We start from the raw sequence: 18,533 nt of genomic DNA, 5'->3' as shown, positions 1-18,533 counted from the left end.
GAGGATCTTTTATGTTGGTGAAACTCAGCCTTTGGCGAAAACTCCGGTTTACTGAGGGCAGTGCGCCAGATGTGCGTATCTGTCGTAGGGAAATCGATTTAGGCACGTTGCCAGGGAAAAGAATTGGACGTTCATATTACGTTGATTTGGAAAAAGAGAAGAAATCGAGCGGTGATCCTTTCTTGGATGACCTGCTTTCTCACTAATATGTACTGAGGTGACCGTGCCACGTCCAAGAAGTAGTAAGTATAGAGACCTCCCTGAAGGTCTCTATTTTAAAGGTAAGAAAGGGTACGTCTTTCGGCGTATCGATAACAGCTGTAAATCTCTCGGCCACGACAAGAGCCGAGCAATCGCTCTGGCCAGAAGATACAACGCCACTTATCGGGTTGACCCTGAAATCGCTCATCCGGTCAATCTCGACCTCATTAAACCGCATCATCGCAAGTCTGTTGAACGGCTTTCTACGTTCTTTGCTCGAGTATCGGCGCGATATGCGGCCGATGAAAAGCCGACAAAAGAGACGTTGGCCATGTTTGATAGCCGTTTAGAAAAGCTGGATACCTTGCTTGGTGACAGAGTGGGTATGTCCATCACTTTGGACGATGTGAACCTGGTGCTCGATGCCGTTGCTGCAGGTAAATCAAATAATGTCTTCAACCGCTGGATAGCGTTTATGTCGAAGGTGTTTGATTACGCATCGATGAATCGGTGATTGGTCGACAATCCGGCCAAACGCAAAAACGTAAGGCCGAAGGAGGAGAAGCAACGCCGCGACTTAACGCTCTCTGAATATAAATCGATTTGGGCATCGCTCCTCAGTGGGATGAGGGTTGCAATGGACCTCTCTCTCGAGACAACGCACGCGGTTAATGAGATATGTGCGATGAAATACGAGGATATCACCATGCTCGATGCTCCAGTTCTGGAAGATGGTGTTGAGGTGTTTGGGTATCTGCGCATTCATCGCCGTAAGGTAAAAAAGAAGGAAGCAAGCCGAGTTGTTATCCCTGTGACAAGGTCACTGCTGAATATTATTGAAGCGAGCAAGGACAATATTGATTCACCTTACGTGGTGCATCGTCTGCCGGAAAAACGCAGCAATGATGTGAGCCAGTATTGTGATCACCTCACTCAGGTGAACCGAAAATATCTGAGCCGCTTTTTTTCCAAGTTACGGGACCAGGTGAAGGTCAAAAAAGGTGTGCCTGCAGACTGTCGGCCAACGTATCACGAGATTCGAGGGCTGAGTATTCACTTGTACGATAAGGCTGGCCACGACGCTCAAGCACGCGCTGCACACACGGATTCTCGCAGTACCAAGATATACAAAGAGGGCCATGAGAAGTGGGTTCAGGTACCGGCTGTTGAGCTGGCGATTTGGGGGTAATATTGGAACCAGTTTTGGAACCATTTTGGAACCGCCTTGTTTTGAGGCGGTTTTCTTAGGGTGTAAAAAAGCCCGTAACTCATTGAATTACGGGCCTTAGGTGTATGGTCGGACTGAGAGGATTTGAACCTCCGACCCCCGACACCCCATGACGGTGCGCTACCAAGCTGCGCTACAGTCCGATGGCAGTTACTGTAATGGTAAGGAGGTGACTCGTCAACACTTTGTTTATCAACAATAAAAGCTAGGCGACAGAATGAACAGTTTGTGTGAAAAAACAGCAGTGATTTTTGAGGGGAACGGAATCAAAAACGGCTGCCTAAAGCAGCCGTTGAGTACGCTAATCGCGAACGCGTTTAAAGATGAGGGAAGTATTGATGCCGCCAAACGCAAAGTTATTGCTCATCATGTAATCAATATCCATCTCGCGGCCAGCACCAGCAATGTAATCCAGATCACCACAATCTGGGTCTAGGTTAGTGAGATTCAGGGTTGGGCTAAACCAGCCACTGTTCATCATCTCAATACTCAACCATGCCTCGATGGCACCGCATGCGCCCAATGTGTGGCCAAAATAGCTCTTTAATGAACTGATTGGCACCTTGCCAATGGCATTTTGCGTCGCGTTACTTTCGGCAATGTCACCACGGTCTGTCGCAGTGCCATGCGCAGAAACATAGCCAATGTGTTTTGGATGTAGATCCGCGTTTTGCAGGGCCATTTCCATACAGATCTGCATGGTTTCCATCTGTGGCTGAGTCACATGTGCCGCGTCACAGTTGCTGGCAAAGCCGATGATCTCAGCGTAGATTGTCGCACCGCGTGCTTTGGCGTGTTCGTACTCTTCTAGCACCAGCGTGCCAGCGCCTTCACCGATCACGAGGCCATCACGATCTTTGTCGTAAGGGCTTGGCGTTGTTTTCGGCTGATCATTTTTCAAGCTGGTCGCAAACAAGGTATCGAATACCGCTGATTCGGTTGGGCAAAGCTCTTCTGCTCCCCCTGCCACCATAACGGTTTGATAGCCGTGTTTGATCGCTTCATAGGCGTAACCAATAGCTTGGCTGCCAGATGTACATGCGCTGCTGGTCGGAATAACGCGGCCACGCAGGCCAAAAAAGAGCCCGACATTGACGGCGGTGGTGTGCGGCATCATTTGAACGTAGGTCGTCGCGGTGATCGCTTTGGTGGTTTTGTCGTTCAGCATCACGCCAAATGCGCCTATGGCGTCAGTTGAGCCAGTTGATGAACCGTAAGCAATGCCAGTTTGGCCATTCGTTAGTACGTCTTCACCAATTAAGCCTGCTTGGCGTAGCGCGTTTTCAGTCGCCACGGTGGCTAATTTGGAGACGCGGCCCATACCGCGAACTTGCTTGCGTTTGTAATGCGAAGGGAGCTCAAAATCGACCACGGGAGCGGCAAGTTTTGTGTTCAACCCTTCGTACTGTTGGTAATTTTCCATAAACTGAGTGGCATTTTCTAGCGCGCGTAATTTGGGCTCGACACTTTGCCAATCATTGCCAAATGCAGTGACACCAGACATACCAGTGACAACAACTCTGCGATTCATATTAGGCCTCCATTAACCGAAATCACTTGGCGAGTGACATAACCTGCAATGTCAGACATCAAATAACTGACTAAGCCAGCCACTTCTTCCGGCTCACCCATGCGGCGTAGCGGTACTTGAGGTAAAGCGTGCTCTTTGACATGCTCATCCACCATGCCTGTATCAATCAGCCCAGGGGCGACACAGTTCACGGTGATTTTGCGTTTCGCCAGCTCGAGAGCCAATGATTTGGTTGCGCCAATCACCCCCGCTTTGGCAGCGGCGTAGTTGGTTTGACCTCGATTGCCCATTAATCCGGAGACGGAGGCCAAAGTAACAATGCGTCCACCTTTGCGTTTTTGCACCATCGGCATCACGCAAGGGTGTAAGACGTTATAAAAACTGTCGAGGTTGGTGTGAATTACGCCATCCCATTCTGCTTCGGTCATCGCTGGGAAAGCGGTGTCTTTGGTGATACCCGCGTTATTGACCACGCCGTAGTATGCGCCGTGCTCTGCGATGTCGGCTTCAATACGCTCACGACATTGTTGACGATGGCTAATATCAAACTGAATTAAACGGCCACTGCCACCGTTTTGTTCAATCATGGCCAATGTTTGCTCGGCACCTTGCTTATCGCCCATGTAGTGAACGACGATGGTAAAGCCATCTTTCGCTAATTGAATGGCGATGGCTTTGCCGATGCCTTTACTGGCCCCTGTGACTAACACTTGACGGGTCATTCTTGACTCCTGATTTTCATTTCTTGTAATTTTTCTTCCGTTGGAACATAAACGTTCAACTGACATTTTGCGACTGTCTCACCTGAGATATCGATTCGACCCGTAAACACGGCCATGCCGTTGTCTTCCATCAACTGCTCTGCGTAGATATCGAGTGTCTGCCCTAGCTGAAAGGTATCGCACATCGCTTGATAACGCCTGCCACCAAGGAGAAAACCGATCGGTGGTTCTTGGCCTTTCTGCTGCGCATGATAGCCAGACCAAGCCGCGATAGATTGCGCCATAAACTCGATACCCACATAACCCGGTACGCTTTGCGTTTCAGTATGGAAGAAGGCGAGGTGAGGGCCAATGTCTACCTGACAGTGAATCGACTCCTCCGCAACGCTGATCGCCCGATCAATTAAGATCATCGGAGCGTCGTGGGGCAGCAAGGTCTCAATGCTGGGCAGCTTATTCATGAGGATATCCAAATATCAGACTGATGTTATTTCCGCCAAAGGCGAAAGAGTTGCTAAGTATCGCCTTGTGTGCCAATTTCATTGGCTGTTCGACGAGCGTGACCTCTATGTCATCCGCTTTGTTCTGACATCCTTGTTGCGGTAAATCTAAGTTGTATTTCAGTATATGCCATGCAATGGCCGCTTCAACGGCACTGGCTGCGCCCAATGTGTGGCCTGTTAGGTGCTTGGTTGAACTGACGGGCACTGATTGGCCAAAAAGACGAAAGATGGCTTTGCTTTCCATGCTGTCGTTGAGTGGAGTTGCCGTGCCATGGGCGTTAACGTAGCCAATTTGTTCTGGTTTCAAATTGGCGTCTAGTAGCGCTTTTTCCATTGCCTCTTCAGCCCCATTACCTTCAGGGTGTGGAGCGGAAATGTGGTGTGCGTCTGAGCTGTCGCCACAACCGAGTAGGGCGATCTCTGAAGGGGCTTTGCTGAGCAGCATAAAAGCGGCGCCTTCACCAATATTAATGCCACTTCTGTCGGCACTAAATGGCTGACAATGTTGATTTGAGAGGGCCTCTAAGCCATTAAAACCATTTAAGGTTAAGCGACAGAGTGTATCTGCGCCCCCCACGATCACCGCATCGGCCATGCCACTGAGTAGGAGGCGTTTTGCTGAAATGAACACACGCCCGCTGGATGAACAGGCCGTCGAAATCGCGTAACAAGGTCCCGTTAACTGAAAGTAATCGGCGATAAAGTCGCTGACGTTGCCAAGCTCTTGTTTGCGGTAGTGATAATCACTCGGGAAGTGCTCTTGTGACAGCTTCTGCTCAAATGCGTTTTCGCCGTCGGCAATACCGGAGGTGCTGGTGCCGATAACCACGGCGATGCGGTTCGCGCCATATTGGCGAATGGCCTCTTGAATTGCGGGCTCAATTTGCTGCAGCGCTGAGAGGGCTAAACGGTTGTTTCTTGAGTCGTATTCACGTAGCGATGATGGCAGCTCAGGCAAAGTGTCGCTCACTCGACCAACGATGGTGGCGGTGCCAGTGTTGAGTTGATCCACGGCTTGCTGCATTTGCACACTGTGATTATGTTGCAGTGCGTGGTGGATCTGCTCTGCAGTTGCCCCCAATGCTGAGTGGAAGCCACAGCCATGAATATAAATGGGTTGAGAAAGGTGTGAATTCATTTGGCTCTACTATTTCGCGTCCGATAACTGATAATTCAGGGTTTGAATCTCGATTTTATAGTCGTTTAACAGCGAGTGAAAACGAATTGGGCCAGCAAAACTTCGGCCTTGCTCGTAATCAATCACAATGATCGTGTTGCCATGGTTATCGATAATGGTGCGCTGATTATCTCGGTCAATGAGTTGCCACTTTACCTGATTTAATGGCGCTTCCCAAGCTTGTTCAGGCCACAGCGTGATCATCAGATTAAAAAGTACCTGCTCGGGTTGAGGTAGGGTATTTTCTAAGCCATTCAATACTTGTGTTTCAATATGATTATCTTGGTAGGTGAGAGACAACAAACGTGTTCCCCACGAAGAAAAACCAGCCAAAACCAGTTTGTTTTGGTCAACTTGCAGTTGGACGGGCAATTGCTGAGTTTGTGTGCCGGTGTCGGTTTGCCATGTCGCGGTGATCAATTGGCTTGCCGTCACATCCAAGCCGAGCTCACTCGGCTGTGGGAGCGTGACAAACGTTTGATCGGCAATCTCAATTTGAGTGCTTTGCATGCGAGGTTGCATGCTGCATGCCGTGATGGAGAGCGCCAACAACAGGCAGAGGACAAGCTGTCTTATCATGGTTTTTTCTCTTGATTGGGAATGGCCATCGGTGCCAACAACCAAGCGACAAAGATACCGCTTAGCACGGTTAGCCCAAAGCTGTGAATGGCATGCGTGGCACTCAAGGCCAATAAACCAAACGACAATAAAGTGGTGATGGCCGATAAGGTGACGGCGAGGAGCGTGCTATGGCTGCCTTGTTGCTCCGCAAAGAACAAGGTGTAATCAATGCCGATACCAATAACCAGTACCAGTGCCAGTAAGCTAAACAAGTTCAAACTTGAACCGGTGACAACAGAAACCGCCAGTCCTGCGATACAGGCGATAACACAAGGCAGCATCATGGTTAGGCTGTGTCGGAAGCCATAACGCCAGCACAATAAAGCAAAAATCACCGCCATAGCTGCAACCAGTAACTCCATTACTTTGACGCGATACTGATTGAACAAGCTCGAAATTTCTTGTGCCTTATCGAGGTAAGAGACATCGCTGTGTTGCTGTGCAAATGTCATCACGACCTCGGGCTGCTGAAGATCTTTCAGTAAAATGGCTGCGGCCGTTTTGTTGTCCACTTTGCCCAAAGCAAGGAAACGTACAGGTTCGGATACGGCTGCCTTGAGGTAGTCTTGCAGCGAAATTGGCACAAATGGTTGGTCGAGCTCTGCGGTGGCGGGTAACCCAAGAGTCCGTGACAGTTGCGCCGCCTGAGTTTGGTACAGGGTTTCGACGAGTTGGTAATCGGCCCGCTGCTGCGATTCTGAACTCAGGTATTGAGACAGGCTCTGATAGCCCGCCAGCACGCCTTGCTGCTGCCAACCATCGAGTAGTTTGGTGATCTGTTCCAAGCGCTCCATCAAGGCGGAGTCGTTATCTGCGGTGACAACCAACATTTGTTGTGAGGATTGGAGCCCCGTCAGTTGGGCGATCTGCGCTTCTTGTGATTTGAGAGAGGCAGGTAGTGCCTGCAATTGGCGAATATCGTCGTCGTAATGCACTTGGGTTAAGGCGGCGACGCTGATGACGGCGATCGCCACGGGCAAGCCAATCGCCAGTTTGGGCTTTCGCCACGCGCTTAGCCAGCGTTGATAAAGTGGCAAGCCGAGAAGTGGTCTATCTGCCGAGGGTTTGACGGCCAACCAAGGATACCAAGCCACCACAGTGAGATAAGCGGCGATGAGGCCAGTGGCGGAAAACAGCGCCAATTGTTGCAATCCCGGGAATGGGGCAATAAGGAGACCCAAATAGCCAATTAAGCTTGTCACTAGGCCAAAGGTGATTGCGGTGAAGATATGCTTGAGCCCTGCTGTGGCGTTCCAACGCGAACCAGCCGCCAATCGGTCGGTCAGATAGTGAAAAGCATAGTCAATCGAGACGCCGATTAAGCTGGCACCAAACACCAAGCTAAAGAGATGTACTTTGCCAAAAATCGCAATGGTGATGGTGAGTGCCATCAAAAGTCCGATGCCAATCGAGAGTAGTGACAGAAACAATGGGGTCACACTGCGAAAAACCAGCAGGATGAGCAACACAATACCCAGCAGTGAAACAACACCGATGGTGCTGATTTCTTGCTTGGCGCTTTGGGTACCAAAATCAGCATAAAACAAGACCCCAGTGTGGGCTATCTCAGTGCCAAATGTTTGATGAATTTGCGCTTCCCACTGTAAGATTTCTGACACTGAACGCTGCGCCGCAACGCTGTATGGGGAGTCTTGAAGCTCAGCGCTGATCAGCACATACAAGCGCCCCTCTTTTTCTAAACTCAGATAGTTATGTTTAACTTTGAACTGGCCAGATAATGACGAGAGTTGGTTCAAATACTCTCGAAACAACAGAAAAGGATCGTTTTGTAGCTCGCTCCCCGTAACACCAGCAAAAGGGTTGTAGAGGGCTTGCAATACCTGCTGCACCTGCTGTTGCGGTTGTTGGCTGAGCCGTTCTCTTTGTTGCTCAGTTAAAAATTGGAAACGGTGTTCGAAGTAATATTTCGCCCATTGTTGCTGGGTATCTTGAGGGATTTGGCCCATCACTTGGGCAAAATAACCGCTTTGAGTGAGCTGCTGTGTGAGCGCATCGCTTGCTTGGTAAACTTTATCGATCTCATCGCCCGATACGATAAAAATCACCTTGTTGCCCATCGTCTCCGCAATGCGCTCAAACGCTTGTTCTGCTACTGGATTTTGCTGATTTTTAGGCAGCAGTTTTAAAATATCGGTTTCGATTGGCGCCGTTGCTTGCGCAAACCAGAGATAGCTCAGCAACAAACCGGCCATGATCACGGCCATAAGCCAGCTAACGGCTAACGTCGGGGATTTAAAACGCAAACTGCTTTTGCTCCGTTTCGCTCAACTGTTCTGGGGTGTGCGTTTGCTGTGAAAATTGAATATCGGTGCGATCGCCACGTTTTTCCACCAGTTCCAGTTGGTCAATTTCTTCGTTACCTCTGAGGGTAATTTTGCTGAATACCGCATTTAAAGGGGCTGCCGTCGGTGTCAGGTCGAGCTGCCATCCATTGTCGTCAACGTGTAACGTCAACTCGAACTCGCGCTGCAAAGCGGAGGTATCTCCATGAAACACGGAGAGAAAAATGCGGCTGAAGTAAAACGCCATTGGGTTTTGCTCTGCCGTGATCACTTGTGGTGCTTGCCCAGCAAAATTTTGTCGCAGTTTGTCTTGCGTTAAAACCAAATTCACAGGGAAGGGGGTTTGTTGTTGCCACAACAGACCATGGCTTTTGTCTAACACAAATTGCCCTTGAGAACTCAAGGGTTGGTTAAACATTTCCAAATGGCGTTGTTGGGTGAACTGGCCTCGCACCAGATCGTGTTTGGAAAGCTGCGCTTGCAATTCATCTAGGTTGCTCACTTGGGCCCAGCTCAGCGGAGAAAACAGTGTGCAAACCAGTAGCCACAAAGTGAGCGTGTGTTGTCGCCATGACATTAGCATAGGTACGCTCCGTTTTGATGCCATTGATGGACGCGTTCGAGAAACACCGAGGGCGATGCTAATCGCATCTCTTGATCTTCAATGCTGACGGCGACCTGAGTGGTATGCGCTTTACACATGCGTTGCCCAGTGGCGGCATCAAAGATTTGATAATGCACTCGTAAGCGATTTTCCCATTCGCTCAGCGTCGCTTTGACGCGAATTGCGTGATTAAAAGGAATGGCTCGGACGTACTTTACCTGAACATCAATCACTGGCCACATGAATCCTGACGCGCTCATTTGTTGATAGCCATAATCGATTTTCTCCATCATCACACGTCTTGCTTCTTCAAAAAATCGGAAGTAATTACCGTGATAGATAACCCCCATAGGGTCGGCATCTTGAAACGAGGTCACCAAAGTTACCTCAGCTTCTAGTGGATAAAGTACGTCTGTCATAGAACCTCTTAATACAGTGACCAATGACGCTGTTGAATGTGAGCGATGAACTGGCGTAGATCTTTTTCCAATGGGCGATCTTCAGTGACAAATTCAAACTCATTGAGTACCGAGCTGCAGATGGCTTTTAGGCGATCGCTCATGTGGTTTTCGTCCAGTTCACCACGACGGCGGCGAATTTCGATCCCTTGCGTTGCAGCAAGTAGAGACGCGGCTGCCACCTGTTCGGTCAGTTCCAATACTCGCAAACAATCGCGGGCAGCGATAGTCCCCATGCTCACTTTGTCTTGGTTGTGACACTCGGTAGAGCGCGAGAATACACTGGCAGGCATGGTGTGCTTGAGCGCTTCTGCGGTCCAGGCAGAAATACCAATTTGCACCGCTTTAAAGCCATGGTTGATGGGCTTGCGTTCCCCTTCGGCACCGCTCAAGTTAAATGGTAAGCCATTGTTGAACTTGTAATCCATCAATTGTGCCATTTGACGATCGAGCAGATCCGCGAGGTTGGCAATACCGGTTTTCAGTGTGTCCATTGCCATGGCAATGTGACCACCATAGAAGTGACCGCCGTGTAAAACACGTTCGTTGTCACCATCGATGATTGGGTTGTCATTGGCGCTGTTGAGCTCGTTTTCGATCATTTGGCGCAACCAAGGTAGTGAATCTTGGACAACACCAATCACGTGCGGCGCACAGCGTAATGAGTAACGATCTTGCAGACGGTCACTGTTGCGTGGTGGCTTATCGGCTTTCAAGTCATCTCGCAACCAAGCGGCGATCTGTTGTTGGCCAGGATGAGGTTTGACTGCAAAGAGCGCTTCATCAAAATGGAAGTCATTACCGTGCATGGCCACAGAGACCATTGCGGTGATTTTGGTGCTGAGCTGCGCTAGATACTCCGCGCGTTTGTAGGCAAGGCAAGCTAACGCGGTCATCACTGATGTGCCGTTCATGAGCGCCAAGCCCTCTTTAGGACGCAGTTTAATCGGTTGGATGCCCAGTTCGGCGTAAACCTCGGCGGTTGCACGCTCTTCACCTTGGTAGATCACTTCTCGCTCACCAACCAGCGCTGCAGCAAGGTAGGAAAGGGGAGTCAGATCGCCACTGGCCCCTACCGAACCTTCTTCAGGAATGCGAGGTGAAATATCGTGATTAATCAAAGTTACGATCTGATTAAGTAAGTCATGACTTACGCCCGAAACGCCTTGTGATAAAGAACACAGACGTGTAGCAAGCACCGCGCGCGCTTGCTCATGGGTGAGAATTTTGCCTAAGCCACAGCCGTGAAAGCGCGTTAGGTGAAGGGGCAATTCTTCAACCAATTGAGGCGGTATCGCGACTGTACAAGAGTCGCCGTATCCAGTGGTGACGCCATAGATCACCCCTTCTTCTTTAAGAAGGCGTTCTAGAAAGGCGACACCGCGGTCGATTTTGGCGGTAAATTCAACTGAGTTGTTTAACGTGGCCTTTGCGCCTTGAGCGATCGCCGCAACATCCTCAATCGTCAGTCTGCCTTGGCCAAAGGTAATATTATTTTCTGCTTGCATCGTCATGTTGCTGATCTGTTAGGTTCCAAAAATCAAAAAAGTTATACCACTGCAGAGGAGCCTGCAGTGTGTAATGTTCTAAACGTTGTGCGTACTGTTGCACAACCATTTCCAAAGCGGTTTGTCTCTCTTTGCGAGGCAGAACAATTTTGTCGCTAAAATGTTCGAAGTAGACATCAAAATGGGGGGTACTGCTGGAATCGTCACGCAGGCCAAAGAGTAAATACACAGGCGCTTTGAGAATCGAAGCCAACATAAATGGCCCTTGTGGGAATGGGGCAGGCTTGCCAAGAAAATCAGCCCAAACGGCGCGTGTTTCTTTGCTGGTGGAGGTGCGATCACCCACAATGACGACCCATTCGCCTTGCTCAATTTTCTGTTGTAGCAAGATAGCGGTATCAGGCCCCAAATGGCTCACTTGAATCAGATTGAGCTCAGAATTGGGGTTAACCGCTTTCATCACCGCATTAAAACGCTCTGCGTGCTCAGTAAAGACCAAGGCATTGATTTTGACGTGGGTATGACGTCGGCTTAAGGCTCGACACAGCTCAATGTTGCCCAAATGCGAACCGAGAATAACCACACCTTGCTGGTTCTCAATCATTTTGTCGAACTGATTTTGCCCGTGGATAGTCAAATTTTGCGCTGAAAAATCGCCTTTCCAAGCCGCCAGTTTATCCAGCATGGTATGGCCAAAAGAGAGCAAATGGTTGTAACTGGTGAGATTATCCGGGAGTTCAATACGCTTTTCTCTGGCGTATTGCTCCAGTTGGTCGAGATAGCGTTGCGATGCTTGCTTGGCTTGTTTGCCCGTCGCATGATAATAAGCCATCACAACACGCAAGATCAGATTGAAGGTCGTTCGCCCTAGCAGCGAGTAGACCGCTAGCAGCAGTTTAATGCCCAGTACCGTGCCTCGCTCTTGCTGCTTGGACCAATGCACATTGTTTTTCGCATCAGGATGTTTGCGCATCATCAACTTCGGGGCTCTTGGCAGCATGCCAAAAAAGAGCTTCGTATGCATCCAACTGATTTTAACGTTGTCCCAAAGCGCATCAAAATGCGAAATGCCACCTTCAGGGTAGATCACGCGAGTTTCAATGAAATCAATGTCCACCCCTTCCCAGTACATGCGAACGAGGATTTCGATGTCAAAATCCATGCGTGTGCCAAGGCGATATTTGTCCAAAACCGCGACGGTTTTGTCCACTGGGTAGGCGCGAAAGCCGCACATGCTGTCTTGGATGCTCATGGAGAGTGTCTCAATCCACACCCAAACATGAGTCACGTAACGGCCATACAAGCGAGATTTAGGGACGCTCTCGTCATAAATTGGCTGCCCTGATATCAAGCGCTGAGGATGCATTTTTGAGGCGTTTAGCAACTTTGGCAGCGCTTGCAGATCATGTTGCCCATCCGAGTCGATTTGAATGGTGTGCGTAAAGCCAAGTTGTTGTGCATAGCGGATACCCGCCATGACGGCGCCGCCTTTGCCTTGGTTTTCGGCTAAGCGGATCAGGTATACCTTGTCGCGTGTTGCTTGCTGCTCGAGTTGCGTTTGTGTGGCGAAATTGCTGCCATCATCAACGATGATCACTGGCAGCGCAAACTCTTGCAGCGAGTCGATCACCTGACCAATGGTTTCACCATGGTTGTAACAAGGGATGAGAAAACAAGCTTGATAGTCAGTCACTGCTCGCCCCTAGTTTCATCTTGCCTGATGAGTGAGATACACGTTCGCCATCTCGAGAGGATGTATAGCTAAATTGCAGTTTCGCTTTGCTCTCATCCCAAACGAGCGAGAGTGTTACTTGCGCATCGGGCAGAATGGGTTCTTGGAACTTGATGACTTCCATTCCTTTAAATGCGGCAGGGCACTGCAACAGCGTTTGACCATAGAACATCGCCCAGTCGATTTGTGTGACACCCGGTAGCAAGGGAAAGTGAGTGAAATGACCAGAAAAATCCAGCAGATCATGATCAACGCGCAGCTGTAATGTGGCACTGTGTCCGTCGACCTGACTGGCAAGAACGGTTGGCTTTCTTTTTGTACTCATAGTGTTTTCGTTCTAATGAAAAAGTTGTTCTATTTGGTTGGTCAGTCTCTTCCCTTGGCTGTTCAAAGGAATTTCACTGACAACTCGGTAGCGACGTGGAATGGCGATCGGCTCTAACCATTGTCGCAATTCCCCTCTCAGCATAAGCCAAAACTTGCCTTTACCAAGCTCATTGAGTTTCGCTGTACCTGCTGAGGTTAATACTATCGCAGCCACCAAGGTTAATCTGTCAGATTCTGTCATGGGGATGACCACGCTTTCGTTAATCCAGTCGAGATGATCAAGGCGCTTTTCTACTTCGACCAGTGAAATTCGCTTCTCTTCCAGCTTGATCACGCGATCGGTACGCCCTTTCAACAAGAATTGACGTTCGCTGACCATTTCACATTCGTCGGCGGTTTGATACCAGTTCTCTCCATCAATGTGCGGAGAGCGCAGACGCAAACAGTTCTCTTGATTGAGCTCGACATCAATGCCAGGAAAGAGTTGCCATGGTGTGTTGGCTTGATGCTGTTGACGGCAAGCAATGCCCCCCGTTTCTGTACTGCCGAACACCTCCCAAGGTGTCTGTGAAAACAGCGTTTGAGCGTGCATCGCCGCTTCGTAACTTAACGGGCCGCCAGATGAAAAGACACACGCAAATGGCGAAGAGTGATGCTCGGAGGTTAATCGCTTAAGCAGTGCAGGGCTGCTGATGAGCGCGGTGTGGTCACTGGCGTGTGCGACAAGCTGTTCGGGATACTCTAAGTTGGTTTGAGCGAAGGCACGACCTGCACAAAGAGGCCAAAGTACACGGAAAAGCAAACCGTAAATATGTTGATGAGAAACGGTGCTTTCAATGCGGCAGTCTTGTAACTGCTGACCAAACAATTGCTCTAACACAGCGATTTCACTATCTAACTGTTGCAGCGTTTTGCGAATCGCCTTTGGTGTTCCACTGGAGCCCGAGGTAAATAAGGTGAGCACCACTTGTTCAAGTGACAAGTGTGGAAACAAGGCGGGTTTGCACGTGCTGTGCGTGTCCGATATTAATTGGTACGCTTGGCGCAAGTGGCTTCCCACTTCCTCATCACACAATAAGAGATCAAACTCGCAACTGAGCTCATTCAACGCCGCTGGTTGATAATTTCCAGGTAACACAATGGCTTTGCCACTAAAACACAGCGCAAAAAAACCAATGGCAAATTGGTAGCTGTTGGCGGCGCACAGGGCAACTCGTGGAGCTTCTGTTTGCTTCAATTGCTCGCAAAGTGAATGCACGTGGCACGTGAACGATGACCAATCATGGTGTTCATTCAGGGAAAACGCGACTTGGTGTCGTGGAGCTCTGCCGTGATGAAACAACGTGGCGAGTGAATGAAATGGTAGAGGGTGACTCATCTAATGCTCAGTCCTTGCGAACAAACTGGCGAACGATCCATTCCCCAGCAAATAAACTTCCGGCGGCTAAATAGCTAATCAAGCCGTTATACAGTGTCCACACCTGTAGTGATTGAAAACAGGTGTATAAAGCGATACTTGCATTGATGAGAAAAAACCAACACCACACTTTCGTGACTGTGCGAGTATAACGAACGCCACTTTCGGGTAACTCGGGCTCTTGTAGACGAGCCAATCGCTCTATAATCGTTTGAGGCTGAGTTAAACTCGAGGCAAAAAGCGTCAACATGGCGAGGTTAACGATCACGGGATAAAACGTCAGCCAACCTTGCTGTTTGAATATCGCGCCTAGCGTAACCAGCATCACACCGATCACTCCGCTTATCACCGCAAGTTGTTTGAATTCTTTAAGCTTGGCTTGATGGCCGGAAAGGATTCTGAGCAGAAACACAATGCCTAAAAGGAGTGCGACCACTTCTAAGCCAAGCTTATCGATACCGAAATAGACGGCAAAAGGGTAGGTAAGCAATACAATTGCAGACAAAACTGTCAGCAATGTGCGCATCTCTTATTCCTTTACAAGTTCAACGACAGCGTCAACGACGTCTTGAACCGTGCGTACCGCTTTAAACTCTTCGGGTTGGATTTTCTTTCCTGTCACTTTCTGCAGATGAACGACCAGATCAACGGCATCAATGCTATCCAGGTCTAGGTCCTGATAAAGATGAGCATCCGGTTGGATGTCGTCTTCTTCTAGTTCAAATAGTTCAATCAGAGCGGCTTTAACCTGCTCAAATACGGCTTGTTGATTAACTTCTGACATATCAGGGCCTGCTTAATTAATTTCCGGTTTGTGAAGAAATGTAGTTTGCCAAATTTGCCACAGAAGCAAAGTGCTGACGAGTATTATTGTCATCTGCATCAATAACAATGTTGTATTTCTTCTTAATAGCCAAACCAAGTTCTAATGCATCGATTGAATCGAGACCTAAGCCATCACCAAACAGTGGTGCTTCAGTGTCGATATCATCAATCGAGATGTCCTCTAGATTGAGTGCATCGATGATCAGTTGTTTAATTTCATTTTGTAGTACTTCCACTGGGACCTACTTATATTTACTGATTTTGGAAAATGAAACCTGAAATAAGCAAAAACAATATTGCTTGGGCAAAATCGGAGAGACATCTTTTGGCTTACTCAGGGAAGATTGCCTCAGCCAAATGTGTATTCAGTCTTCTGGCTGCTGACGTTGGGTTATTAGTTTGCTCTATAAATGGTTTTACCTCAACCTTATGTTTCACCTCAACGTGAAAGAACGGTTTAGTTTCAGGCACTTGGTACCACATTTTTTCTTTGGTCAAGAAACTAGGGGTAACGGTGATGTGCACGATGCGTAAATCTCGTTCGGTCCTAATCGCGATCTGAGAAGCACCGCGTTGTAATTGCGACTTCACTCCTGGGGTCGTTCGTGTCCCTTCGGGAAATACCAATAATACATTGCCGCGTTCAAATCGTTGTTCGCATTGGTTGAGAAGATCATCCGGTGATTTATTGGGTATGTAGCCTGCTCCTTGTACAACATATTTCATAAAAGGATTTTGCCAAATAGAGGCTTTAACTAAGCAATCGCATTGGCGTAACTGCGAGGCAATTAACACATAATCGATCAGGCTGGGATGATTGGCGACGATAAGGCAATTTTTATCGGCGGCAAGAATCTCACCACCGGTAATTTTATAGTCGATCGCGCCAGTGTATTTCATCAGTTTGCAGAACAGCGTAAAAGTGAATTTAATTGTATGTTGTACTTTATATTCTCTCGCGGTTTGCTCACGTATGAACAAATGAATCAGTGGAATAATGACCAAGCCGAGAATAAGACCACCAATGCCAAAGGTCGCAAAGCAAAAGCCTGTTGCAAACACCCGCCAATATTGATTCAGTTTTTTCACTTTTTATGCCATGTCCACGTTTGGCGAGAGCCAGTGATTGACCATTGTGTGACCTGCTCTTGGAGGAAACCGCGGAAAAATTGCAGCGCTTGCGGCAACTCATGCTCTTGTGGCTGCTGAGCGGAATGGGCCTCGATAGCAAATTGTTGTCCCGTGCTCACGATCATCGCGAGTGCATAACCGCGATACGTTTGTGTTTCAAATTCCGCATAGTCTTGTGGCAATGGTTCGTCGAAGTCTACTAATAACACTTTGGCATCTGGGTGGATAGACAAAAATAGGTAAGCCTCTGTAAGCGCGCTCAGGAATGTATTTTTCCCCGCGGCAATCGACGTCAGTGGAATAGGCTTTTTGGTTGCAATGGTGGTTAATCCCGCCGCCGTGTTATGTACCGATTGAGAAAAAGCCATTGGTGAGGCTTCTTCACCCAGTAATATATCTTTGACTAAGGCGATGCTGCGGTGTAATTCTCCGTGACGGCTTGAAAAAACCATATAGTCAACGTCGTTTTGGTTAAGCAACTCAATGGCAGCGTGCACCGCCAGTTTGCTTAACGAACTCATTCGGCGTCTCATCATCGCCGGTATATTACTTGCCGTAATATCGAAAGATTCAGGATAGCTTCCGGTATTTGCCCACTCTAGCCAGCGCTCTTTATTATCCAATCCAGGAGAGTTCGCATACCATTTTTCAATATTTACACAAAGAGATAGTGATGAATTTGACATAGATTGTTGATTTGTTTCCATTGGCGTTCATACTAAAGCCCTTATCAAAAAATAAGGACAATCTAATGAAAACCTTTAAAATTTTTATTTCTATATGTTTGACGTTGTTATTAGTTGGCTGTGGTCGAGTACAACCAATTTTGGAGATACAGGATACTCCAGTCAGTTATGATCTTCAAAGTAAACAAGTGAAAAGCGCGATCGTCTTGGCAGCAACGAAAAGGGGTTGGGCGATTACCGAAGTGGAACCTGGCGTTTTAAGCGCAAAATTGAATCTTCGCTCGCATTTTGCAGAAATAATGATCCCTTACGACGACAAATATTACTCAATTCTTTACGTTAAATCAGAGAATCTGAATGCAAGTGATGGCAATATCCATCGTAATTACAATCGCTGGATCAACAACTTAAATGTTGATATTCAACGTCAATTTGCGCTAGTCGCAGCGCAATAATTTCTTTTTAACAGTTAGTTAGGTTTTTTCGTGTTAAATCATAATTTTGATCCGTATAACGCTTTCGAAGCGAAAACAGAAGCTCAGAAACTTTCATTTGCTCCTATTCTTTTTCATACCGCTCGCACTCTCAGAGATCTTGGAATCCTGGCTGCCTTAGATAAAGCCGGGGAAGAAGGGCTCTCCGCAGAACAAATTGCTGAGCAAACTCAAGTCTCAGAATATGGGGTAAAAGTACTGCTTGATATGGCACTGAGTGCTCATGTTGTGATGTGGAAAAAACCTAACTATATCTTGGCAAACTTGGGCCATTTCCTTCTTCATGATGGCATGACTCAAGCCAACATGGATTTCACCGCCGACGTCTGTTACGCCGCGATGATGCATTTGACGGAAGCGATTCAAGAAGGCAAGCCGGCGGGCCTCAAAGAACTTGGTGACTGGGTCACCATTTACGAAGGTTTGTCTCGCCTACCTGAAAAAGCAAAAGAGAGCTGGTTTAAGTTTGATCACTACTATTCTGATCGCTCATTCCCGATTTTGCTGGAGACGGTGTTTACGGAGAAACCACAACACATCGTCGATATTGGTGGCAATACCGGAAAATGGGCGCTGCAGTGCTGTAACTATGATCCTGATGTCAAAGTGACGATTGTGGACTTACCTCGTCAGCTTGAACTCGCGATGGCCAATGCCGATAAACAAGGTTTTTCGGGGCGTATTGCTCCTTTCCCTGCGAACATGCTTGATAAGAATGAATCCTTACCGCAAAACGCGGACGTGTGGTGGATGAGCCAGTTCTTAGACTGTTTTTCGCCGATGGAAATATTGAGCATACTCAAGCGCGTAAAGGAGAACCTTCAACAGAATTCTATAGTGTATATTCTTGAACTGTTTTGCGATGCACAGAAATATGATGCCGCTTCATATAGCCTAAACGCAACCTCGCTTTACTTTACCTGTTTAGCGAATGGTAACAGTCGTTTCTATCGAAGCGAAGATTTCTTGCAAATCGTTGAAGAAGCCGGACTTGAGGTTGTGGAGCGTACCGACAATATCGGATTAGGCCACACTTTGCTCAAATTGGTTGCAAAACAATAAAGA

Annotated in this window: 22 protein-coding genes and 1 tRNA gene; 5 read left to right on the top strand and 18 right to left on the bottom strand. The window is 48.1% G+C overall.

Annotated elements, in window-relative coordinates; genetic code table 11:
* Positions 1-11: 11 nt before the first annotated feature.
* From VV1_RS24485 to VV1_RS25030, 3 genes are read left to right on the top strand one after another with little or no spacing between them, the layout of a single operon-like run.
* A complete protein-coding gene (locus VV1_RS24485) occupies positions 12-206 on the top strand; it encodes a hypothetical protein (protein ID WP_039549357.1) in 195 nt (64 codons plus the stop codon).
* 17 nt (positions 207-223) lie between these two features.
* Positions 224-715, top strand: coding sequence for a hypothetical protein (locus VV1_RS25035; protein WP_250698501.1), 492 nt, complete (start codon positions 224-226; stop codon positions 713-715).
* Positions 716-1,390 carry a tyrosine-type recombinase/integrase gene (locus VV1_RS25030; protein WP_011078186.1) on the top strand — a complete coding sequence of 225 codons (675 nt, stop codon included), beginning with the start codon at positions 716-718 and terminating at the stop codon, positions 1,388-1,390.
* Between the two features lie 105 nt (positions 1,391-1,495).
* Here VV1_RS25030 and VV1_RS00290 read toward each other — a convergent pair.
* The 18 genes from VV1_RS00290 to VV1_RS00205 form a co-directional block, all read right to left on the bottom strand.
* Positions 1,496-1,572 (bottom strand) — tRNA-Pro (locus VV1_RS00290).
* Between the two features lie 158 nt (positions 1,573-1,730).
* The gene (locus VV1_RS00285) at positions 1,731-2,960 is read right to left on the bottom strand and encodes a beta-ketoacyl-ACP synthase (protein ID WP_011078185.1); all 1,230 of its coding nucleotides are present in this window, start codon (positions 2,958-2,960) and stop codon (positions 1,731-1,733) included.
* Positions 2,957-3,682 (bottom strand): 3-oxoacyl-ACP reductase FabG, encoded by a 726-nt coding sequence (gene fabG / locus VV1_RS00280; protein WP_011078184.1) that lies wholly within the window; start codon positions 3,680-3,682, stop codon positions 2,957-2,959. The genes VV1_RS00285 and fabG overlap by 4 nt, the downstream gene beginning before the upstream one ends.
* Positions 3,679-4,143 (bottom strand): hotdog family protein, encoded by a 465-nt coding sequence (locus tag VV1_RS00275; RefSeq protein ID WP_011078183.1) that lies wholly within the window; start codon positions 4,141-4,143, stop codon positions 3,679-3,681. The genes fabG and VV1_RS00275 overlap by 4 nt, the downstream gene beginning before the upstream one ends.
* The gene (locus VV1_RS00270; RefSeq protein WP_011078182.1) at positions 4,136-5,323 is read right to left on the bottom strand and encodes a beta-ketoacyl-[acyl-carrier-protein] synthase family protein; all 1,188 of its coding nucleotides are present in this window, start codon (positions 5,321-5,323) and stop codon (positions 4,136-4,138) included. Before VV1_RS00270 ends, VV1_RS00275 begins: the two co-directional genes overlap by 8 nt.
* Before the next feature lie 9 nt (positions 5,324-5,332).
* The gene (locus VV1_RS00265) at positions 5,333-5,941 is read right to left on the bottom strand and encodes a DUF3261 domain-containing protein (RefSeq protein WP_043920894.1); all 609 of its coding nucleotides are present in this window, start codon (positions 5,939-5,941) and stop codon (positions 5,333-5,335) included.
* A complete protein-coding gene (locus VV1_RS00260) occupies positions 5,938-8,208 on the bottom strand; it encodes an MMPL family transporter (protein WP_226979135.1) in 2,271 nt (756 codons plus the stop codon). The genes VV1_RS00265 and VV1_RS00260 overlap by 4 nt, the downstream gene beginning before the upstream one ends.
* 28 nt (positions 8,209-8,236) lie before the next feature.
* The gene (locus VV1_RS00255) at positions 8,237-8,893 is read right to left on the bottom strand and encodes an outer membrane lipoprotein carrier protein LolA (protein WP_043920893.1); all 657 of its coding nucleotides are present in this window, start codon (positions 8,891-8,893) and stop codon (positions 8,237-8,239) included.
* Positions 8,863-9,309: an acyl-CoA thioesterase gene (locus tag VV1_RS00250; protein WP_011078178.1), complete on the bottom strand. Its 447-nt coding sequence runs from the start codon at positions 9,307-9,309 to the stop codon at positions 8,863-8,865. The genes VV1_RS00255 and VV1_RS00250 overlap by 31 nt, the downstream gene beginning before the upstream one ends.
* Before the next feature lie 8 nt (positions 9,310-9,317).
* A complete protein-coding gene (locus tag VV1_RS00245) occupies positions 9,318-10,862 on the bottom strand; it encodes an HAL/PAL/TAL family ammonia-lyase (protein ID WP_011078177.1) in 1,545 nt (514 codons plus the stop codon).
* Positions 10,840-12,549 (bottom strand): glycosyltransferase family 2 protein, encoded by a 1,710-nt coding sequence (locus VV1_RS00240; protein WP_011078176.1) that lies wholly within the window; start codon positions 12,547-12,549, stop codon positions 10,840-10,842. The genes VV1_RS00245 and VV1_RS00240 overlap by 23 nt, the downstream gene beginning before the upstream one ends.
* Positions 12,542-12,913: an ApeI family dehydratase gene (locus VV1_RS00235; RefSeq protein WP_011078175.1), complete on the bottom strand. Its 372-nt coding sequence runs from the start codon at positions 12,911-12,913 to the stop codon at positions 12,542-12,544. Before VV1_RS00235 ends, VV1_RS00240 begins: the two co-directional genes overlap by 8 nt.
* 12 nt (positions 12,914-12,925) lie before the next feature.
* Entirely contained in the window at positions 12,926-14,293 is a 1,368-nt protein-coding gene (locus VV1_RS00230; protein ID WP_011078174.1) for an AMP-binding protein, read from the bottom strand.
* A gap of 7 nt (positions 14,294-14,300) precedes the next feature.
* The gene (locus VV1_RS00225; protein WP_011078173.1) at positions 14,301-14,858 is read right to left on the bottom strand and encodes a COG4648 family protein; all 558 of its coding nucleotides are present in this window, start codon (positions 14,856-14,858) and stop codon (positions 14,301-14,303) included.
* Between the two features lie 3 nt (positions 14,859-14,861).
* Positions 14,862-15,116, bottom strand: coding sequence for an acyl carrier protein (locus VV1_RS00220; protein ID WP_011078172.1), 255 nt, complete (start codon positions 15,114-15,116; stop codon positions 14,862-14,864).
* A gap of 16 nt (positions 15,117-15,132) precedes the next feature.
* Positions 15,133-15,393 (bottom strand): phosphopantetheine-binding protein, encoded by a 261-nt coding sequence (locus VV1_RS00215; protein WP_011078171.1) that lies wholly within the window; start codon positions 15,391-15,393, stop codon positions 15,133-15,135.
* A gap of 94 nt (positions 15,394-15,487) precedes the next feature.
* Complete coding sequence (locus tag VV1_RS00210; RefSeq protein WP_011078170.1) at positions 15,488-16,246, bottom strand: lysophospholipid acyltransferase family protein; 759 nt, start codon at positions 16,244-16,246, stop codon at positions 15,488-15,490.
* Entirely contained in the window at positions 16,243-16,995 is a 753-nt protein-coding gene (locus VV1_RS00205; RefSeq protein ID WP_043920892.1) for a beta-ketoacyl synthase chain length factor, read from the bottom strand. Before VV1_RS00205 ends, VV1_RS00210 begins: the two co-directional genes overlap by 4 nt.
* Before the next feature lie 44 nt (positions 16,996-17,039).
* On the opposite strand from VV1_RS00205, the gene VV1_RS00200 reads away from it, so the two are divergent.
* Entirely contained in the window at positions 17,040-17,429 is a 390-nt protein-coding gene (locus VV1_RS00200; protein ID WP_011078168.1) for a hypothetical protein, read from the top strand.
* A gap of 30 nt (positions 17,430-17,459) precedes the next feature.
* Positions 17,460-18,530: a methyltransferase gene (locus VV1_RS00195; RefSeq protein ID WP_011078167.1), complete on the top strand. Its 1,071-nt coding sequence runs from the start codon at positions 17,460-17,462 to the stop codon at positions 18,528-18,530.
* The last annotated feature ends 3 nt before the right edge of the window (positions 18,531-18,533 follow it).

Source organism: Vibrio vulnificus CMCP6, from assembly GCF_000039765.1.
GTDB classification, from domain to species: Bacteria; Pseudomonadota; Gammaproteobacteria; order Enterobacterales; family Vibrionaceae; genus Vibrio; species Vibrio vulnificus_B.
This window is presented reverse-complemented; position numbering and strand designations above follow the sequence as displayed.